General features: G+C 46.7%; 21 protein-coding genes. 8 read left to right on the forward strand and 13 right to left on the reverse strand.

Going from position 1 to position 20,403, the window contains the following annotated elements; genetic code table 11:
* The first annotated feature begins 43 nt into the window (after nt 1-43).
* Complete coding sequence (locus KO501_RS04490) at nt 44-1,087, forward strand: AI-2E family transporter (RefSeq protein WP_216028449.1); 1,044 nt, start codon at nt 44-46, stop codon at nt 1,085-1,087.
* Here the strand turns inward: KO501_RS04490 and KO501_RS04495 are convergent.
* The 10 genes from KO501_RS04495 to KO501_RS04540 all read right to left on the reverse strand — a co-directional run bounded on the left by KO501_RS04495 (nt 1,079) and on the right by KO501_RS04540 (nt 10,513).
* Nucleotides 1,079-2,407 carry an ATP-binding protein gene (locus KO501_RS04495; RefSeq protein ID WP_216028450.1) on the reverse strand — a complete coding sequence of 443 codons (1,329 nt, stop codon included), beginning with the start codon at nt 2,405-2,407 and terminating at the stop codon, nt 1,079-1,081. The two genes, KO501_RS04490 and KO501_RS04495, sit on opposite strands and share 9 nt — an antisense overlap.
* Complete coding sequence (locus KO501_RS04500) at nt 2,404-3,078, reverse strand: response regulator transcription factor (RefSeq protein WP_216028451.1); 675 nt, start codon at nt 3,076-3,078, stop codon at nt 2,404-2,406. Before KO501_RS04500 ends, KO501_RS04495 begins: the two co-directional genes overlap by 4 nt.
* Complete coding sequence (locus KO501_RS04505; RefSeq protein ID WP_216028452.1) at nt 3,078-3,356, reverse strand: PepSY domain-containing protein; 279 nt, start codon at nt 3,354-3,356, stop codon at nt 3,078-3,080. Before KO501_RS04505 ends, KO501_RS04500 begins: the two co-directional genes overlap by 1 nt.
* Nucleotides 3,357-3,568: 212 nt before the next feature.
* Nucleotides 3,569-3,868 carry a YciI family protein gene (locus KO501_RS04510; protein WP_216028453.1) on the reverse strand — a complete coding sequence of 100 codons (300 nt, stop codon included), beginning with the start codon at nt 3,866-3,868 and terminating at the stop codon, nt 3,569-3,571.
* Between the two features lie 7 nt (nt 3,869-3,875).
* Complete coding sequence (trpA, locus tag KO501_RS04515) at nt 3,876-4,685, reverse strand: tryptophan synthase subunit alpha (protein WP_216028454.1); 810 nt, start codon at nt 4,683-4,685, stop codon at nt 3,876-3,878.
* Nucleotides 4,672-5,865: a tryptophan synthase subunit beta gene (trpB, locus tag KO501_RS04520; protein ID WP_216028455.1), complete on the reverse strand. Its 1,194-nt coding sequence runs from the start codon at nt 5,863-5,865 to the stop codon at nt 4,672-4,674. Before trpB ends, trpA begins: the two co-directional genes overlap by 14 nt.
* A 22-nt stretch (nt 5,866-5,887) precedes the next feature.
* A complete protein-coding gene (trpCF, locus tag KO501_RS04525) occupies nt 5,888-7,285 on the reverse strand; it encodes a bifunctional indole-3-glycerol-phosphate synthase TrpC/phosphoribosylanthranilate isomerase TrpF (protein WP_216028456.1) in 1,398 nt (465 codons plus the stop codon).
* Between the two features lies 1 nt (nt 7,286).
* A complete protein-coding gene (trpD, locus tag KO501_RS04530) occupies nt 7,287-8,312 on the reverse strand; it encodes an anthranilate phosphoribosyltransferase (RefSeq protein ID WP_216028457.1) in 1,026 nt (341 codons plus the stop codon).
* On the reverse strand, nt 8,305-8,919 hold the full coding sequence (locus tag KO501_RS04535) for an aminodeoxychorismate/anthranilate synthase component II (protein WP_216028458.1): 615 nt from the start codon (nt 8,917-8,919) through the stop codon (nt 8,305-8,307). The genes trpD and KO501_RS04535 overlap by 8 nt, the downstream gene beginning before the upstream one ends.
* A 1-nt stretch (nt 8,920) precedes the next feature.
* Complete coding sequence (locus tag KO501_RS04540; RefSeq protein WP_216028459.1) at nt 8,921-10,513, reverse strand: anthranilate synthase component 1; 1,593 nt, start codon at nt 10,511-10,513, stop codon at nt 8,921-8,923.
* A 270-nt stretch (nt 10,514-10,783) separates the two neighbouring features.
* Here KO501_RS04540 and KO501_RS04545 point away from each other — a divergent pair, with 270 nt between their 5' ends.
* From KO501_RS04545 to rluB, 5 genes are read left to right on the forward strand one after another with little or no spacing between them, the layout of a single operon-like run.
* Nucleotides 10,784-11,629, forward strand: coding sequence for a PHP domain-containing protein (locus KO501_RS04545; RefSeq protein WP_216028460.1), 846 nt, complete (start codon nt 10,784-10,786; stop codon nt 11,627-11,629).
* A 12-nt stretch (nt 11,630-11,641) separates the two neighbouring features.
* A complete protein-coding gene (locus KO501_RS04550) occupies nt 11,642-12,262 on the forward strand; it encodes an L-threonylcarbamoyladenylate synthase (RefSeq protein ID WP_216028461.1) in 621 nt (206 codons plus the stop codon).
* A 22-nt stretch (nt 12,263-12,284) separates the two neighbouring features.
* Nucleotides 12,285-13,115 (forward strand): ScpA family protein, encoded by an 831-nt coding sequence (locus KO501_RS04555; protein ID WP_216028462.1) that lies wholly within the window; start codon nt 12,285-12,287, stop codon nt 13,113-13,115.
* Nucleotides 13,102-13,737, forward strand: a complete 636-nt coding sequence (gene scpB / locus KO501_RS04560; protein WP_216028463.1) for an SMC-Scp complex subunit ScpB — start codon at nt 13,102-13,104, stop codon at nt 13,735-13,737. The genes KO501_RS04555 and scpB overlap by 14 nt, the downstream gene beginning before the upstream one ends.
* Entirely contained in the window at nt 13,730-14,617 is an 888-nt protein-coding gene (gene rluB, locus KO501_RS04565) for a 23S rRNA pseudouridine(2605) synthase RluB (RefSeq protein WP_216028464.1), read from the forward strand. Before scpB ends, rluB begins: the two co-directional genes overlap by 8 nt.
* On the opposite strand, the gene KO501_RS04570 is transcribed toward rluB, so the two are convergent.
* Nucleotides 14,596-15,369, reverse strand: a complete 774-nt coding sequence (locus tag KO501_RS04570) for a transporter substrate-binding domain-containing protein (protein WP_216028465.1) — start codon at nt 15,367-15,369, stop codon at nt 14,596-14,598. The two genes, rluB and KO501_RS04570, sit on opposite strands and share 22 nt — an antisense overlap.
* A gap of 274 nt (nt 15,370-15,643) precedes the next feature.
* Between KO501_RS04570 and dkgB the strand changes: the two genes are divergently transcribed.
* Both dkgB and KO501_RS04580 read left to right on the forward strand, forming a co-directional pair.
* Nucleotides 15,644-16,447, forward strand: a complete 804-nt coding sequence (dkgB, locus tag KO501_RS04575) for a 2,5-didehydrogluconate reductase DkgB (protein ID WP_216028466.1) — start codon at nt 15,644-15,646, stop codon at nt 16,445-16,447.
* A gap of 65 nt (nt 16,448-16,512) precedes the next feature.
* Nucleotides 16,513-17,817 carry a DUF445 family protein gene (locus KO501_RS04580; protein WP_216028467.1) on the forward strand — a complete coding sequence of 435 codons (1,305 nt, stop codon included), beginning with the start codon at nt 16,513-16,515 and terminating at the stop codon, nt 17,815-17,817.
* Between the two features lie 15 nt (nt 17,818-17,832).
* On the opposite strand, the gene bamE is transcribed toward KO501_RS04580, so the two are convergent.
* Nucleotides 17,833-18,189: an outer membrane protein assembly factor BamE gene (bamE, locus tag KO501_RS04585; protein ID WP_216028468.1), complete on the reverse strand. Its 357-nt coding sequence runs from the start codon at nt 18,187-18,189 to the stop codon at nt 17,833-17,835.
* A gap of 136 nt (nt 18,190-18,325) precedes the next feature.
* Nucleotides 18,326-20,008 (reverse strand): DNA repair protein RecN, encoded by a 1,683-nt coding sequence (gene recN, locus KO501_RS04590; RefSeq protein ID WP_216028469.1) that lies wholly within the window; start codon nt 20,006-20,008, stop codon nt 18,326-18,328.
* Between the last annotated feature and the right edge of the window lie 395 nt (nt 20,009-20,403).

Below are 20,403 nucleotides of genomic sequence, written 5' to 3' on the forward strand. Positions count from 1 at the left end.
AATTTGTTAATTTGGTATCAGAACCGGTTTTATAAAGTACATTATGGATCTTAAATCTCCTACTGCCAAAGCAATGATCATGTTGGCGTGTCTGGTTGTGGTTTTAGCGGGCGTAAAAGCCGCAAGCGCAATCATGGTGCCTTTTTTCTTGTCAGCATTTATCGCCATTGCCTGCAGCCCCTTGATAAATTGGGCAACTGCCCATCGGATCCCCAGGTGGGCGTCCATTACATTAGTCATACTTATTATTCTAGTCTTTGGATTCCTCTTAGCAGGGCTAGTTGGGCAATCATTAACAGATTTTAAGGAAAACCTGCCATCCTACCGTGAAAAACTCGATAATGAGTTTGCATGGGCCATAGACAGACTCGCTGGATTTAATATCAATGTGAATCGAGAGCTTTTCACCCAGCACTTCGACCCAGGAATGGCCATGTCGGTGGCAACCAACTTTTTAAGTGGTATGGGTGGCGCGCTGTCTAATTTGTTTCTTATTTTATTAACGGTTATTTTCATGCTATTTGAAGCCGACAGTATGCCTTCAAGACTGCATACCGCGCTGGCTGATCCCGAAATGAAAATGAAGCAAATCGACCGCTTTATTTCTTCTGTAAATAGCTACCTGGCCATAAAAACCGTGGTCAGTTTAGCCACGGGGCTGATTATTGGTACATGGCTTTATATCATGGGGGTGGATCACTTCCTATTATGGGCAGTGTTGGCCTTTTTACTTAACTATATCCCCAATATTGGCTCTATTATCGCCGCGGTGCCCGCTGTTCTTATTGCCTTGGTGCAATACGGTTTGGCCTCTGCAGGCTTGGTTGCTTTAGGCTTTGTGTTAGTAAATACCATTATGGGTAACATGGTAGAGCCTCGATTAATGGGGCGGGGCATGGGCTTGTCTACCTTGGTGGTGTTTCTTTCGTTGATATTCTGGGGTTGGCTATTCGGGAGCGTGGGCATGCTTTTATCTGTGCCGCTAACCATGGTGGTGAAAATAGCCTTGGAATCTAGAGAGGAAAGCAAGTGGTTGGCGCTCTTGTTATCAAGTAATGCCGAGCGGGATGCTAACCGGTTAAGTTAGCGGAAACGACAGTAAAATACGCGCGCCGCCGAGTTCGCTGTCGCTGATTTCTAAACGTCCCTCGTAGATGGCGATTAAGTCGGATACCACCGCCATACCAATGCCTTGGCCTTCCACGTAGGTGTCTAATCGGGCCCCTCTGGCTAGCAATTGGGTTTTAAGGTGAGCCGGTATACCGGGCCCGTCGTCATCTACGGAAATATAACTCCAGGTTTGTGAGCCCGACAAGGTAATACGTACTTGGTTATTCGCGGCCTTGCAGGCGTTATCTAAGATGTTTCCTAGCATTTCCATTAGATCGGTTTTATCACCTTTAAATTGGCAGGTTTCACTGCCTGCGCGAGTAAGTTTTAGGTGTTTATCTTGATGGACTTTAGCCATGGCATTTAACAGTTTGTCGGTTAAAGGTACTGCATCGATAGTCGCCTGCCAGCCAGATTTTGACGCCGCTGCCCGTTTTAGCTGCCGTTGAATAATATTGTCAATTTGCGCCAGTGCTTCTTGGGTTTCGTTGGGAAGGCCGGTGGTGCCCATGGCTACCGCCAGTGGCGTTTTTAAACTATGGGCAAGATCACCTAAGCTGTTTTTATAGCGGCTTCGTTGCTCTTCTTCGCTGTCTAAAAGGCGATTAATGCTGTGCTTTAAGCCGGTAAATTCCATTGGATAATGACGGGATAAATGGCGCTGTTTACCCGACGCGGTAAGGCTAATTTCTTTGATCAGTTCGCGCACTGGGCTTAACACCACATTAATACCCAATATCAGCAACACCATAAGTGCGCCGGCCAACAGTAGCATCCAGCGCCACAAATTATTCATAAAAGCGGTGCGTTCACGATCGAACTCTTGGCGATCGTTTAAAATATAAAAGTGTACCGGTTCAAAATTTCGTTCGGCGGCAAATTCAGCGGTAAAGGCATAGGTAAAGTAATGGTTAATATTATCAAGGGCACCGGTGTCGTTGGTGACAAAGTTCTCATCGCCTACCGCAGGCGGTGATGGCGGCGAAATCACCTCGCTATGCAGGGCTGAGGCCGACTTCCATACCACTTTACCTCGAAACACGATAAGCCCAATGTAGCCAGAATCGGGCAGGTTAAGTTGTTCTTCGTACAGAAGTTCGGGCATGTAGGGGATATTGCCGTCTAGCTCAAATGCCGAAACCAGTGCGAGGTTCATCAGCTTTAATTCGTTGTGTTTGGCTTGGGTTAGGCTATCGACAAAAGCTTTGTCTAAGGTAAATACCGTAACGGGAATAAAGATCGCCAGTGCAATTAACGTAAGTAAAATACTGCGTAATCGCAAAGACAAGTTGGTCATAGCTCTCTATTGAGGCGATAACCCCTGCCGCGTAAGGTTTCTATGGGCTTAAGAATACCGTTAGGATCCAGTTTCTTTCTAAGCCGACCGACAAACACTTCAATGACATTGCTGTCGAGATCAAAATCCTGATCGTAGATATGTTCTGTGAGTTCGGTTTTAGATACCACCTTTTGCGGGTTTAACATCAGGTATTCCATCACTTTATATTCGTAGGCGGTAAGGTCTAAACGTTGGCCGTCAACGGTGATTTCTTCGGCTACCGTGTCTAAACGAATAGGCCCTAGCTGAATGGTCGGATTCGCCTGACCAGAAGCGCGACGAATAAGGGCTTTTACTCGGGCCAGTAGCTCTTCGTTGTGAAACGGCTTGGTGAGGTAATCGTCGGCGCCGGCATCGAGGCCTTCCACTTTTTCCTGCCATCGGTCTCTGGCAGTAAGTATAAGAATAGGGGTTTTTACATTGGCTTGTCGCGCTTTTCGGATAACGTCAAAGCCGTCCATTACCGGTAAGCCAATATCAACAATGGCTAAATCGTAGGCGTATTCTTGTAGTTGAAACAGTGCGTTTTCGCCGTTATCTGCAAGATCAACACTGAAGCCGTGTTGCTGTAAAAAGGTGTCTAGTTGCGTCAGTAAACGGCTGTCGTCTTCGGCAATAAGCATGCGCATTAGTGATTTGTATCCCTGTTCTTCGTGGTGTTGATTTTGCCGGTGCGTTTATCCACATCCACCAATACCACTCGTCCGTTTTTCTTCAGCACTTTTACTCGGTATTTTGTGCCAGTCTGGTCCACCCGCAATACCCGGCCTTTTTCGTATTGCTTAGCGCGGGCAGCAGCTTGTGCTCTATCGACGGGGGTGTCTTTATGATCCTGACCTGCCAATGCTTGAGGGGCCAGCAGGCTCATCAAACATAACGGAAGTATCAGTCTCTTAAGTCTTTTCATATGATCTCTGGTCGCAGTGCACCGAATAAAAATGTTAACGGTTTAAAACCGAATATTATCCTAGCATACCGGTGACAAATGAACATCGGCTGAATGTATGCCAACGTTCAGTTGTCACGGCAATGGTCGGGGTGCCTACGTTTTTTATCGGCAATGTGGCCGCTAAATACATCTTGGACAACACTCGCCTCACGTATAGAGCAGTAGAGCAGTTAGGGAAGCACTTTTTTATAAGGCTTAACCACAACGCTCTCGTAAACCCCAGCATCCACATAAGGGTCGGCATCAGCCCATTGTTGGGCGTCTGCTAGTGAAGCAAAGTCTGCCACCACTAACGAACCGGTAAAGCCAGCAGGGCCTGGATCGTCGCTATCAATGGCAGGGAACGGGCCCGCAATCAGCAAACGGCCTTCTTCGTTCAAAGCATGTAAGCGAGCCAGGTGGTCAGGACGGGCCGCCAAACGTTTTTCTAAGCTATTCGCTACATCGGTAGCGCAAATCATGTAGTACATTGTGTTACTAATCCTTTTTAGTGGCTGCTTTCATTTTACCGACGAATTCATCTAACGCCTTGGTCATGGCGTTAATATCGTCTAAGTTGTCTGCAATGAGGTTAACGGTTGCGGAGCCGCTAATCGCCCCCGCCGCGCCAGCCTTAATGGCCGTTTTTACCTGCTGGGGGGTAGAAATACCAAACCCGAGTAAAGGCGGTGCACACTGGTATTCCGTTAGCTTGTTAATGAGTGCATCTGCCGGCGTGTCGGCGGCGGTTTCAACACCGGTGACCCCAGCGCGCCCCAGTAAATACGTGTACCCATGCGAATGTTCACCAATCTGAGACAAGGTTTCTTCGGTGGCATTGGGTGGCGCAATGAGTATTTGCGCAACGCCTGTAGATTTAGCAACCTCAAGGAAAGGGGTGGCTTCTCGTAACGGCACATCCGCAATCAGGATAGAATCGACACCGGCTTCTTTGGCTTGGGTATAAAAGTTATCAATACCTTTTGCCATCACCAAGTTACTGTACAACAGTAAGCCAATGGGCGTGTCTGGATAACGCTGACGCAACCGTTTTAGCAAAGAAAAACAGCTATCGGGGGTAACATGACTGTCTAACGCACGAATACTCGCTGCCTGAATTGTGGGGCCGTCTGCAATGGGATCACTATAGGGAATACCTAATTCCAAGGCATCAGCGCCACTATCGATAAGCTGACTGATAATGCGCTCTGAGGTGTCAATGTCGGGGTCACCCAGCATAACAAAAGGTACAAAAGCACCTTGATTATCGGCGTCTAGCCGGGCAAACATGGCTTTATAGCGATCCATTAAAATCTTCTCCTAGAATCTTGATGACATGCCCTAAATCTTTGTCGCCTCGGCCAGATAAATTCACCACTATGATGGTGTCATCTTCGGCGGTATCGGCCATATTTAACGCATGGGCTAACGCATGGGAGGACTCCAGCGCAGGGATAATACCTTCTTTACGGGCGAGTAACTGAAAGGCATTTAAGGCTTCTTCGTCGGTAACCGACACATACTCTGCGCGACCAATATCGGCCAAGTAAGCGTGTTGTGGCCCTACGGCTGGATAATCAAGCCCGGCTGATACCGAATAGCTTTCTTCAATCTGCCCTTGTTTGTCTTGCATGATGTACGTATAGGCACCATGTAAAATGCCTTTTGTGCCCGTACAGATGGTGGCGCCGTGCTCTTTGGTATGCAAGCCTTTACCGGCCGGCTCTACACCAACCAGTTTCACCGATGGCTCATCAATAAAGTCGGCAAACATACCAATGGCGTTAGAACCACCGCCTACGCATGCCACCACCGCGTCAGGTAGGCGGCCTTCTTTTTCTACAATCTGTGCCCGGGTTTCTTCACCAATCATACGGTGGAACTCGCGAACAATATGGGGGAACGGATGGGGGCCGGCAGCAGTGCCCAGTAAGTAATGGGCTTTTTCATAGTTGGCAGACCAATCACGTAAGGCTTCGTTTACGGCGTCTTTTAGGGTACCTGAGCCTGCGTGAACGGGGATCACTTCGGCTCCCATTAAGCGCATTCTAAATACATTAGGCGCTTGGCGTTCAACGTCTTTTGCACCCATGTAGATACGGGCTTTCAGGCCTAAAAGGGCACAGGCTAGGGCGGTAGCTGTACCATGTTGGCCTGCCCCTGTTTCGGCGATAACTTCGGTTTTGCCCATGCGTTTGGTCAATAAAGCCTGACCCAGCACCTGATTGGTTTTATGGGCACCACCATGAAGTAAATCTTCCCGTTTTAGGTAAAGTTTCACTTTGGGGTTGCTTACCAAGTTGCGAGTAAGGGTCATAGCCGTAGGCCGTCCCGCATAATCTTTTAGCAGACTGGTAAATTCTTCCTGAAAGGCAGGATCGTCTTTGGCGTCTAAAAAAGCCTTTTCCAGCTGGTCGAGTGCTGGGATGAGAAGTTCGGGCACATACATGCCGCCGAAATCTCCGAATTTAGAATCAAGTTGGTTCATGAATAATCCTGTTGATTACCAATTAATAGCGTCGCGCTTGCGTAAACAGCGCCGCCAGCTTTTCAGCAGATTTTTCGCCCGGTGCATCTTCGACACCGGAATTTACGTCAACGGTTGCCACTTTGGTTGATAACGCTTGGCAAATATTTTGTGGCCCAATACCGCCCGCAATAATTAGCTTCTCGGTATTTGTTAGGGGAGCAAGTAGCTGCCAATCGAATGCTTGGCCGGTACCGCCTTTGGCATCGCCCGACTGACAGTCTAGAAGCACCCGATGGATATCGGGGTTGCTAAGCAAGGCTTCTAGATTATCGGGCAGTTGGGAGGTGACACCAAGGGCTTGCCAAACTTGGCAAGTGTCGGGCAATTTGGTTTTTAGATCTTGGCGATATAGATCATCTTCGTTGCCGTGTAACTGAACCGCGTACAGCCCTAACGTGGCGGCTGTTTTCGCCACAAAGTCTACCGGTTGATTAACAAATACCCCTACATAGTGACCGGGCACATCATCAACAATGGTGGCCGCCCGTTCTACACTGATGTAGCGTTTTGATTTTTCGGTAAAGATAAGGCCACCGTAATTAGCCCCGTAATTAAAGGCGTTTCTGGCATCTTGGGGGCGGGTAAGTCCACATACTTTGATATCACCGTAAATAAGGCCCCGTACCGCCATAGACAGGTTTTCTTGTGCCATTAATGCACTACCTACCAAAAAGCCCTGACAAAGGGGCGCTAAGCGTCGAACGTCACTGTGGGTATAAATGCCTGATTCGGAAATTACCACATGGTCGTGGGTGGCCTTTTCAAGCAAAGGCACCAGCTGTTCTGTGGTGGCTAGGTCGGTGGATAAATCCCGCAGGTTGCGGTTATTAATACCAATAATTTTGGCTTTTAGGGCAATCGCGCGATGCATCTCTTCTTCATTGCTCACTTCGGTGAGTATATCAAGGCTTAGGCTATCGGCGACGGCGGCTAGTTTGGAATAAGTCGCATCATCTAAAACACTTAGCATCAACAAAATGGCATCGGCTTGATAATAGCGAGCAAGATAAACCTGATATTCGTTGATGAAAAAGTCTTTGTTTAAAACCGGTTGGCTTACCCGGGCCGTGACGTATGACAGATAATCATAGTTGCCCTGAAAGTATTTTTCGTCGGTAAGCACAGAAATGCCTGCCGCATAGGGCGAATAAGCGGTAAGGATTTCGTCTAAATCAAATGCCGAACGTATCAGCCCTTTAGACGGTGAGGCTTTTTTACACTCGAAAATAAAGCCTGCATTGTCTTCATTTAACGCATCAAACAAGCTTTTGGTAGAGGGGGTTAAGTCGTCTTTAAACGTACTTAAAGGTTTGTCCGCTATTCGCGCCTCTACTTCTATGCGTTTATCATCAACGATGCGAGTTAACACATTACTCATTTTAATTTGCCTCCCGATGGCTTACACAGGCGACCTGAGTTAAAACAGATAAGGGTTTGGCTGTTCGCATGGCTTCCATTGCCATTTCAGCCCCATCTTTAAAGCCGCTGGCGTGACCGGTAAGGCTAAGCAGGGCACCACAGTTCATGGCAATGGCCGCTCGATGTGCCTCTTTACCTTCTCCGGATAAGGCCGCTTCTATCATTTTACGGTTGTCATCTGGCGTACCCCCTTCAATGGCACTTAGCGGGTAACTGGGTAAGCCAAAATCTGCCGGTGTCACGGTGAGGTTGCGAATATCGCCGTGCTCAAGATCGAGAATGTGAGACTCGCCATGTAAGGCCAGTTCGTCTAGGCCATCACCATGAACAATCATGGCGCGATGCTGGCCAAGTAACATTAGCGTTTCGGCATAGGGTTTAAGTAACTCTGGCGAATACACCCCAAATAGCCCGTGGGTTGGTCCCGCAGGGTTAGCAAGGGGGCCGAGAATATTAAATATGGTACGTGTTTTTAATGCGGCGCGAATAGGTGCAGCGTGGCGCATACCGGCATGATAAACCGGTGCAAATAAGAAGCAAAAATTGGTTTCGTCGAGACATTGGCGGGCAATATCGGGGGTGATATCTAATTTGATACCAAACTGACGAAACAAATCTGCTGAGCCTGAACGACTAGAAACGCTACGATTACCGTGTTTGGCAATTTTTACACCACAACTTGCCGCGACAATGCCCGCCGCACTGGAAATGTTAATGGTATTGTGGCCATCGCCTCCTGTGCCTACGATGTCGGCAAAAGGGTAATCTGGCGTGGGAAACGGCAGGGCGTTAGACACCATAGCGCTGGCGGCCCCTGCGATCTCGTTAGGCGCTTCACCGTTGAGCTTTAAGGCGGTTAACACGGTGGCCAGCACAACATCGGGCTGTTCGCCGCGCATAATACTGTTAAACAGCGCGAAAGCCTGAGCCTGAGTTAAGTGTTCTTTTTCAAATAAAATGTCTAGCAGGGGAGTGGCATCATACATGCGCTGACTCCTTATTGGTTAAATATTGAATGCTTTGAAGCAAAAGACGGCTGCCTTGAGCTGTAAGAATAGATTCTGGATGAAACTGAAACCCCAACATACGGTCGGCAGGATGATAAACCGCCATGGCCATGTCATCAAAGGTGGCAATGGTTTGTAATTCTGCTGGCAAGGTAGTCGCCACTAAAGAGTGGTAGCGAGCAACATGCAAGGGTTGGGGCATGTGGGCAAACATGGCTTGCTGTGAATGTGTGATTGCTGAGGCTTTTCCGTGCATGACTTCCCGTGCTCTATCTACGGTGCCACCGTAGTGTTCAACAATAGCTTGATGGCCAAGACAGATGCCAAGAACGGGAAAACGGCCTTGCACTTGTTTTAGCAATGCGGGCATACAACCCGCTTCGTGGGGGGCACCTGGTCCAGGCGACAATAACAGCAATACCGGCCCTTGTTTAGCTTCTTTTTCCATGCGGGCAAAAAGGATATCAGCACTGACCGTATTACGGTATACCAAAATATTTAAATTAAGCGCCCGTAACTCATCCACCAAGTTGTAGGTGAATGAATCTACATTATCAAGGAGAAAGACGGTAGTAGAATTGCTCATTTTATTCTCCTGAGTTTAGGGCGCGTTGTACGGCATTAATAACCGCTTGTGCTTTAGTGCGAGTTTCGTCGGCTTCTGACTGTGGATCGGAGTCGTAAACAACGCCGGCGCCAGCTTGAATGTAAGCGCGATGGTTTTTCACAAAAGCTGACCGTATTACAATACAGGTATCCATATCACCATTACCGTTTAAATAGCCAACAGCGCCACCGTAACTGCCCCGTCTTTTTTGTTCTACCTGACGAATTAGGGTAGCGGCACTGACTTTAGGCGCACCCACTAGCGTGCCCATATTCATACATGCCTGATAAGCATGCAGTGCATCAAGATCGTCTCGCAATTGACCTACTACCCGCGAAACCAGATGCATAACATGAGAATAACGATCTACTTTCAGCAAATCTTTGACGTAGCGACTACCAGGCTCGCTGACCTTCGCCACATCGTTACGGGCTAAATCCACCAGCATGATATGTTCCGCTTTTTCTTTGTCATCTTCCCGTAGGTTGAGTTCAATACGACTGTCTAAATCGTGATCTATCTCGCCATTGTCACGCTTGCCTCTAGGTCGCGTACCCGCAATAGGATAAATCTCTACCTGATTGGATGATGCCTCGTATTTAATGGCAGATTCGGGTGATGCGCCGAATATAGTAAAGTCTGCGTCCTGCATATAAAACATATAAGGGCTAGGATTACTGATTTTTAATTGTGCATAGGCTAAAACAGGATCAGGACAAGGCAAAGAAAAGGTTCTTGATGGCACCACCTGAAAGATATCCCCGCTAAGAATACGGGATTTAAGGGCAACGACATCTTCGATAAAGGCGTCGTCGTCTTTATCGGTGTCGACGTTTGCGGTGTCAGCAAGGTGGGTGGATGAGGCCAAAGCACGAGCAGGTGGCACGTCTTTTAACTTGGTTTGCATATGTTCAAGGCGTTGGGCTACATCGAAATAGCTTTGTGCCACATTAGGACCACTAAATACGCTTCCAACCAACTGGGTTTGCTGGGTTTGGTGATCAACAATCAGTAAGGTTTCTGCCAAGTAAAAAACATAATCTGGGCAGTCGTTTTCGCCGTCGGGTACCGCAGGCAATTGTTCAAAGGTTGCCAGCAAGTCGTAAGCAAACACGCCGCCAAGAAAAACCGCATGGGGATGTTGGCGAATGGGTTCAATTTGGTTTACTAAAACCCGCAAGCCATCAAAAATACTTGCCGACTTTAAGCGGGTGTCTTCATCCAGTGAGGCATCTTCATCGTGAAATGTCAGCGTAATGGATGTGTCTTGTTGGGTAACATTGGCAATGTTACCTAGGTGCTCGGCAAATAAAGGCAGTACTGACTCGCCGTTTGGCGTAAGCGCGGTACAGGTTACTTGGTTGCCCCGGCATACGATACGCATGGCGGCGTCAACCATGAGTAAACTCTGCAAGTCATCTTTACTGTCTATTTCTGCTGATTCTAACAGTAAGGCATTGGGGTGATTGGCACACAGGTGGGTGAACGCAGCCAGGGGATCGTTAAGATAAACGCCCGTTTGCTCTATTGTTTCCACTTTACCTGGTTGGGTGCCCAGTTCTGCTAAACTCATTGTCGCAAGATCTCCTGCTGCGATTAAAAAAAAAGGCCCGTTAAACGGGCCTTTATTGTGTTTATAAATACGCACTAACGCATACACCGCCCGTTAATTCAGGGAGTGCCACCACCAAACAGCGTTCATTGTTACGCCTGTTGCTTGTTGATTTTGCATTATCATCGCTCTGTTAAACTTCGATAGGCATCGAAGACGTTAATCCGTATACTGTGCCCTATAGAAGAAAACAAAAACGTATCTGTGTCAACCGGAATTTTAAATAAGCCATTGAAAATTGATCTTCACAGCCATACCCGTTACTCCGATGGCCACCTAACGCCAGAAGAATTAGTGTTGCGGGCACACAATTTACAGCTAGATGTACTAGCGATTACTGATCACGATACCCTCGCGGGTTTGCCTGTGGCTCATGCTATGCAGGCCACGCAAAAGCGTAAGCTTACCCTTATCGATGGCGTAGAAATATCCACCGCGTGGCATGGGTTTGATATTCATGTGGTGGGATTAAACGTAGACACAAATAACCCAGCCTTGTGCCGCTTTTTGTCGCAACAAGGTGAAATTCGTCGACAACGTGCTCTTAAAATAGGGGAAAAGCTGGTAAAGTGTGGTTTTGAAGGAGTTGCAGAAAAAGCCTTCTCTCTCGCCGGCGTGGGTCAGGTTACCCGTGCACATTTTGCCCGCATTTTAGTGAAAGACTACGGCGTATCTTCTATGGATACGGTGTTTAAAAAGTACCTCGGGAAGGGAAAGCGGGCTGCTGTTAAGGCCGTTTGGCCTGAAATGCAAGCCGCCATCTCTCATATTCAACAAGCCGGAGGCCGCGCTGTGCTGGCACATCCAGCCCATTATGACATGACAGCCAAATGGTTGCGGCGCTTAGTTGAAGATTTTGCTGATAGTGGCGGTGATGCCATAGAAACCGCGTTTCCGGGCTTAAACAAAGACAAGCAGTTATTAATTAACGAGCTTGCGTCTACCCACCAGTTGTTGGCTTCTGCAGGTTCTGATTTTCATTTCCCGTCCCGATGGACGGAATTAGGACGCAATCTGGGCATAGCGTCACAGCTCACGCCGGTATGGCATGACTGGCCGTTAATCGCTCACCCATAACAGGACAAAGCAATGAGTCAGTTTTTCTATATTCATCCAGACAATCCTCAGCAGCGCTTGCTTAATCAGGCGGTGGAATTAATTCGCCAAGGCGAAGTTATTGTTTACCCAACGGATTCCGGTTACGCCATTGGCTGCCAAATGGAAGATAAGCGCGCGTTAGATCGCTTGTGCCAGATACGCCGTATTGAAAAAGATCATAACTTTACGTTGGTATGCCGGGATATGTCAGAATTATCCAATTATGCCAAAGTGGATAATACGGCATTCAGGCAGGTAAAAAACAATACGCCAGGGCCTTACACCTTTGTGTTTAAAGCCACCCGTGAAGTGCCCCGTCGTTTACAAAACCCCAAAAGAAAAACCATTGGTATACGGGTACCTGACAACATCATCGCGTTAAAGCTATTGGAAACGTTGGATGAGCCGTTGATGTCAACGTCGCTTATTTTACCCGGTAATGACATGGCCGAGTCGGATCCTGATGCCATTCGGGATAAACTTGAAAAGCATGTTGGTTTGATTATTCACGGTGGTTTTTTGGCCGAGCAACCCACAACCGTAGTGGATTTTTCCGATGGCGAAGCGGTGATATTACGTGAAGGCAGCGGTGATCCAACGCCATTTTTGTAAAATTAGGTAGCGAATGTAGTCGATGGCTCAGAAGGAAGACGGATTAAATAACGGGCCGGTGCAACAACCCTTACCGCTAGCGTTTATTAATGGTGAAGCGATTGTTGAGAAGCCGGAAGATCTGTATATTCCGCCGGACGCTCTGGAAGTCATTCTGGAAACCTTCGAAGGGCCATTAGATTTACTGCTTTATTTAATTCGCAAACAAAAAGTAGACATTGTGCATTTGCCGGTGGCCACCATTACTCTTCAGTACATGGAATACGTTGAGGTGATGAAAAGCCTTAAGCTGGAGTTAGCCGCCGAATACTTGCTGATGGCAGCCATATTGGCAGAGATAAAATCGCGATTGTTACTTCCTAGGCCTGATAGCGTAGAAGACGACGATGACGACCCACGGGCCGAGCTTATTCGTCGCTTAAAGGAATATGAGGCGGTGAAAGTGGCCGCAGGGGCGTTGGATGCGCAACCTCGGTTAGAGCGGGACGTTTTTGCGGTGAAAGCAGATGTGCCGCCTAGCGTTGCGCCTGTGCGTATTGAGCCTGATGTGTCATTGCAGGATTTGGTAATGGCATTTAGTCATGCCATGAAACGGGCGGCTGCCTTTGAGCATCACACCATTGAAGCTGAAGCACTAAGTACACGAGAGCGTATGAGTCAAATTCTCAGTATGGTCAACGACAAGACGTACACCCCTTTAGATGCCCTATTTACTATAGATGAAGGGCGAGCGGGTGTGGTGGTGTCGTTTTTAGCTATCCTTGAACTGGTAAAAGAACAACTGTTATTGTGTGTTCAGGCAGGACCCTACGCCAGAATTCATGTAAAATTGGGTTGTCATGGCGAAGATTAACAAAACCCAACTTAAGCAGCTGGTAGAAGCGGCGATATTTGTTGCTGACTCTCCGGTGTCTAAACTGACATTACGGGAAACCGTTTTAGCAGAGTTTACCGTAAGTGAGCGGGCGCTTAATGCGGTGTTAAAAGAGCTAATGCTTGACTATCAACCTCGGGGGATCCAACTGGTTGAGGTTGCCAGTGGTTACCGTTTTCAGTCGGTAGATAGCTTAAGCCCTTGGCTTAGCAGAATGTGGCAAGAAAGCGCACCAAAGTATTCCCGTGCTATGCTTGAAACCTTAGCGTTGATTGCGTACCGCCAGCCTGTAACCCGTGGCGAAATTGAAAGCGTAAGAGGTGTATCAGTTAGCAGTAATATTATTCGCACGCTAACTGAAAGAACATGGATTAAAGTTGTTGGGCATAAAGAAGTACCGGGGCGACCGGCTTTGTATGCCACGACGCGACAGTTTTTAGATTATTTTTCGTTAACATCATTGGCCGATCTTCCCAGTTCTGACGTTTTTGACGCACTGGACGTCCAATATAAGCCGCCAGCGACGGCGACACTAGATGCACCGTCTGAAGATGACCGTGCGATTGAAACCGCTAACATAGAGCGAGAAGAAAATGAGTGAAAAGTTGCAAAAAGTATTGGCTAACCAAGGCCTGGGATCACGACGGGAAATGGAACGTTGGATTCAAGCTGGACGTGTGTCAGTGGATGGACAGGTTGCAACCTTAGGCGACAGAGTAGACACCACGGCACAAATTCGGGTGGATGGGCATTTGTTATCTAGGCAGGTAGAAAAGCCAGTTTGCCGAGTGCTTATGTACAATAAACCCGAAGGTGAATTGTGTAGCCGTCAAGATCCAGAAGGGCGTCCCACGGTATTTACCCGTTTGCCCGCTATTCGGGTAGGACGATGGATTGCTGTAGGCCGATTAGATATCAATACCAGCGGACTGTTGTTGTTTACCAATGACGGTGAACTGGCCAACAGGCTGATGCATCCGAAATGCGAGATAGAGCGGGAATATGCCGTTCGGGTATTTGGTGAAGTGTCTGGCAAAACCATCAATACCCTTAAAAAGGGCGTGAAGTTGGAAGATGGGGATGCCCGTTTTCTCGAAATTACTCCCCGTAGCAAAGGGGGGAGTGATGACGAAAGTATGAACCGTTGGTACAATGTGACGCTTGCGGAAGGTAAGAATCGTGAAGTACGTCGGTTGTGGGAATCCCAAGATGTACAGGTAAGCCGGTTGATGCGAGTACGCTACGGGCGTGTTGAATTGGAAAAACGTTTACCGCAGGGGGCATGGGTTGAACTGCCGCTTGAACAGGTAAATGGCCTGCGCGATCTTGTTCAATTACCCAAAGAAACCGAATCGTTAGTGGATGTGCGACAAAGCAAGTTGGACCATGCGCGGTTAACTCGTATGCGTCGTTCTGTGAAAAAGCACCGCGCCCGCCAAAATCATCAGCGAAGCAGAAATCATTCTGCCGGTTCTGACTGAGACTGATTTTTAAGTTTAGTGCATGCTCGTCCGTTGTCGATACCATGGCGACGGGCGAGTAGCGCAATATATCCCTGATGCGTTTTAATATACCGGTCGAGCTTTTCTAGAAGCGCCGGATACCTCTCACTAGAAATCCGTAAACTGTCTTTTGTATCAGGTATAAACTGAGAAGACACCACCACACCGTCTTCAACGGCTAATTCAGCTACCGCATCATCAATTTGTGTGTTTTCGGCTAAAATGGCGTCTACTTGTCCGCTAAGCAGCGCATTGACTAACTGGGCAGGGGTTTGAAATTCGTAGGTAGAAGAATACCCTTTTTTTACCTGTCTTTCCCAGTCGCGGCTTAACGGATGATTTGGCAAGGTGCCAAGCCGTTTAATATCGGGCCTGCGCATCCAATTGTTTTCTGGAAGCAAGCGAATCACCTCACAAAAATTGATCACCGGTTGACTGTAAAACAAGGTGTTATGCCAGTCTGACCATTTAGGATGGTCGGGAAAGCGAAAGTCTATGGGGTGTAAATCAAACCATTCTTGGTATTGCTGTGGAGGAAGAGCGCGGTAATCAATTTTTATCCCTTCTTCTAGGGCGAACGCGTCTAAAATCCCTTCAATCAACGGTTGGTATTTTGTTCCGCTTACCGGTTGGTACTGAATGGTTTCCTTTGCCTCAATGCCAACAGAATAGGTACTTTTTGCCGCCACTGACGCGGGAATAAATAACAATGCGAGAAAAATAAAAGACATAAAAAGAGGCATAACTTGTGTGCTCGTCTACTCCGTGGAAACCATACAGTAAGCGTACCAACGGATGGCGTTTAAATCGATAATGCGGGTTATTTCCTCGTATTCCTTTTTATACGTAAAAAGGGCATTGGGCAGGGGTAAGATAGGGGAAAGAGCACCTGGTACACGTAAATAAGGGGGTAAGAGTAAACTCTCTTTGGCCTATGTACGTAGGCAACGGTGACAATGGTGAATTAAGCCATCTTATTTTTTTATCAACAGGAGAATTTCCATTATGCAAACCATGCCTCAGTTAGGTGCAGGCACCTATCGCTTAGAAGGTGACGAAGCGCGCCGCGCTGTCTGTGATGCTATTTCAGTTGGTTTTCGACACATTGATACCGCACAGTTTTATGGCAACGAGGAACAAATTGGCGACGCGATTAAGACGTCAGGATTACCCCGAGATGATTTTTTTATCACCACAAAAGTGTGGCACGAAAACCTCGACCAAGGCAGCTTTATGCCGTCGGTGCACGAGAGTTTAAATAAACTTAAATTAGACTATGTGGATTTGCTGCTTATTCACTGGCCTTCACCCAATCAGCAAATTCCTATGAGCACGTATTTGTCGTTATTAAAGCAAGTTAAAGACGAAGGGCTTGCGCGACATATTGGTGTTTCTAACTTTACGATGGCGCAAATCGATGAAGCTGAGTCGATTTTAGGCGCAGGTGAAATATTCACCAATCAAATTGAATTACATCCGTTTTTCCAAAACCGACAGGTAGCCGAGCATTGCAAGGCCAAAAATATTGGTATAACGGCTTACATGCCCTTTGCTGTGGGTAAAGTGATGAAAGATGAAACACTTAAGGCAGTGGCAGAGCAATTCGATGCCACGCCTGCGCAAGTGGTATTGGCCTGGATGGAAGAAAAAGGGATTAATGCTATTCCGTCTTCAACCAACAAAGATCACCTTAAAGCCAACATAGAGTATGGTAAAGTGAAGCTAAATAAAGACCAGATTCAGCGCATTGACGAACTGGACAATGGCGAGCGTATTGTTGATCCAGAATTTGCGCCAAACTGGGATTAGCGCTTAGTAGGTCAGGGATTGACCTCTCGATTTTTTAGGTCATTACGCGGTAGGGAAGGGAACCTTTGAATACTTCAGCCTTAAACATTAAGCAACAGCAGTTGGCCCGTTCTAAGCGCATTGCGTTGATGTGGTTAGTGGGGGCGGCCAGTGTATTTTTGATCACTACCGTGGCCGAGTTACGGCATTGGCTAACCCCATGGCCGCAATGGGCGGGGCTAATTAAAATGGCGTCTGAGGCGGCACTAATTGGTGGTCTTGCTGATTGGTTTGCCGTAACCGCTTTGTTTCGACCCATTCCGTCTCGTTATCCCATTCCCCACACTAATATCATTGCTCACAACAAGGCTTCGGTGGCGGCTAATCTGTCATTGTTTTTAAAAGAGAAATTTTTTAATGAACAAACCGTTAGCCAGCTTATCGAAAAAAGCCAACCAGCCCAGGGGTTTGCTCAATGGTTAAAACAAGCCGATAACGCGCAGCGTCTTAGCCAATTTATGGCTACCACCGTTGCCGGTATTGTTCGTGTACTGGACGATAAGCCCATTCAACACATGTTGTTGTCGGGGGTTAAACGGGCGTTACGAAAAATGGATCTGTCGCCAATGGCAACAGGCACCTTAAAGGTACTTACCCGGGATGGCAGGCATCAGGACGTGCTAGACCAACTGTTACTTAAAATTGCAGGGGTAGCAAAACAGCCCGAAAGCCAAGCCTATATTGCCGCTAAACTTCATGCTTACTTAAAGGAAGAATACCATCGGCTTGAAAAAATACTGCCTACGTCGTGGCTAAGTGAACAAGGGGCAAGGATCGCATCAAAGGCCATTGCCAGTATTATTAATGATATTGCCGAAGATCCTGCGCATCCGGTTCGCGATCATTTTGATAACTATTTGGCCGATTTCATCCAAAAAATGGATAACGACCCTGCCATGGCCGAAAAAATTAACTCGCTGCGAGACCAACTGCTAGAAAACGACAAACTACGTTTGTATCTAGCTCACATTTGGCAAGATACAAAAACATGGTTAATTGATGATGTTGGTGCGCAAAACGGTCAGTTTTCTCGCAAACTTGGTGAGGCCTTTCAGCAGCTAGGGCAGGCTATTGAAAATGACGAAAAACTAGCAACAGCTATAAACGGGCATGCGGCGGAAGTAGGCCGAAAAATGGCACCGGAAATGGCCGATTTTTTAACCGGGCACATTCGAGACACCATTATTGATTGGGACGACAAACAAATGGCCGAACAAATAGAACTGAATATTGGTAAGGATCTTCAAAAAGTACGCATAAATGGCACCTTAGTAGGTGGGCTAATTGGTGCCATTCTTTTTATGCTTGAAAACCTTATTCGTCTTATTTAAAACTAGTACGAAGGGTTATTCATCTAGCGGGGTATTAAAATCTTCCGACATTTCAAAATCGCCTTCAACCGAAACTAAACTGTTTCCATCGAAGTTCAATATCAATTGTTTCTGAAAATCCTTACCTCGTTTTTCCATACCCCGTTTCATATCGTAAACGTAATACCAGGTATCGTTATCGAAGGAATCTTCTACAACTGGATGCCCAAGAACATAAATAACCTGCTCTTTTGTCATGTTAATGCGTAACTTTTTTACGTCTCGTTCATCAAGAAAATTGCCTTGCGGCACATCAATACGGTAAATCCAGTTACTGCAGGCGGTCGAAAACAGTACAGCAGTTAATAAAATAGTAATTCGATACAACTTCATGCGTGAGCTTGTCCAATTATGCTTAATTATAGTTACGGGCGCTGCACTATAAACGCTTAGTACAATAATAATACGCTGCCCTAAAACAATGCGCGACAGCATGCTACCCAATCAGTTATGACCAATCAACCGCTTATTAGTTCGATTCCGCACTTTCCAACAGTTCTTTTGCATTCGCCAGGGCCGTATTTGTGACTTTATCACCCGCTAACAGCCTGGCAAGTTCATCAATACGGTCTTGGCGAGTTAGCGGTAGCATTTGTGTTTCGGTAGAGTTTGCATCGCTGTATTTGGTAACAAACAACTGATTATGCGCTTGGGCAGCCACCTGAGGTAAGTGGGTTACACACAATACCTGACTATTTATACCTAACTTGCGTAAAAGTGCGCCGACAATAGCGGCGGTAGGGCCGCTAATACCTGCATCTACTTCATCAAAAATCATGGTGGGAATACCGTATTGGTCTTGGGTGAGTACCTGAATAGCTAAACCAATACGCGATAGTTCACCACCGGAAACCACTTTTTCAAGTTTATCGGCTTCTTGGCCGGGGTTTGTAGAGACTTTAAAGGTAACCTCGTCTAAACCATGGGCAGCAGGGGGCTTATCATCTTTCATGGTAACGTTAAGTTTTACCACCGCATGGGGCATGTTCATTTGTCTAATTTGTTCTTCTATGGCTGTGCCTAGTTTTGCTGCGGCCGCCGTGCGCGATTTACTTAGCTTTATACAAGCGCTCATATAATGCTGTTTAGCTTCAACCACCTCTTGTGATAATGCTTCTAAGCGATTTTCGTCATCAGCTAAGGTAGCAAATTCACCTAATAGTTGTTGATGGTGTTCATACAGGGCTTCTGGTGATACCGCATGCTTTCTGGCTAACTCCATTGCTTTGCTGTACCGGCTTTCTACCTGCTGTAACCGAAGCGGATCTATTTCTAGCCCATCGCAATAAGCACGTAATTCACTGGCGGCCTCTTCAACCTGTATGGATGCGTCGTTAAGTAGGGCAATAATGGGGGTAAGGGCAGAATCGTGGGCTTCTAGTTCTGAAAGCTTATCTACGCCACTTTGGATAATAGACAACGCATTACCTTCGTCACTTTCATAAAGATGGTAAAAGCTGGTTTGCGCTTGTTCTAACAGGGTTTGGCCGTGGCTTAACCGACGGTGCTCTTTTTCTAGCTCAATAAATTCATCTTCAGCAAGGGCGAACTCGTTTAGTTCTTCTACCTGATAACTTAATAGTTGGTGCCTGTTGGCCCGTTGTTCAGCCTTTTCTTGCAGATTTTTTAATTCAACCTGCTTTTCTTTCCAAAAATGGTAAGCATTACGCACTTCGACTTCTAGCGGGGTGTGCTGGGCGTATTGATCCACCAACTTGCGTTGATAGTCGTCTTTTAACAACTGCAAATGGGTATTTTGCCCATGAATAGCTATAAGGTATTGCCCAAATGCTTTTAGCTGTTGTAACGACACGGGGCTGCCATTAATAAATGCCTTTGAACGGCCTTCTTTTGAAATAACCCGCCTTATAAAACAGCTGGAATCATCGTCATCTAACAAGGCATGTTCGTCTAACCAATTAATAGCAGCAGGCTGATTACTTAAAGAAAAATGGGCCACAATTTCTGCTTTGCTGGCTTCTTTTCTAACAGATCCGGCATCTGCCCGTTCGCCAAGGCACAGGCTTAATGCATCTATAGCGATAGACTTACCGGCACCGGTTTCGCCCGTGATGGCAGTTAAGCCGCTTTCTAAGTTAACGTTAAGTTGCTTAACAACCGCGAAGTTTTTAATGGATAGATTAACAAGCATATGTTCACCGCAGTATATTTATACAGTACGTGTAAATATATACAGTATTTGTAAGAAGTAAAGTGTAAATGTAAGCAAAAAGATGAAAATTTCACCATTCAAAGGCCGCGACGGGTGGGCAACATTTTTGTTTACAGCCAACTACACCACAATGTTAGTGGGGGGATGGTATGTTTGCGGGTACAGGTAAAGCAAATAGCGAGATTTTTTTTACTACCTGAGATAAATCATCATCATGTAGCACTTAGTAAATTAACCAGCAATATACAAGCAAGATATTGATGCAGCGCTTTTTTCATGCAAAAGTTAAAGGATTCGTAGTGTGATATACGGAAATATTCCGCCCAGCATTAAGGATTTTTTCCGTATATTAAATTGTTAGCCACAAAATATTT

The sequence above is a fragment of the Alteromonas sp. C1M14 genome (assembly GCF_018860965.1).
Lineage (GTDB): Bacteria > Pseudomonadota > Gammaproteobacteria > Enterobacterales > Alteromonadaceae > Alteromonas.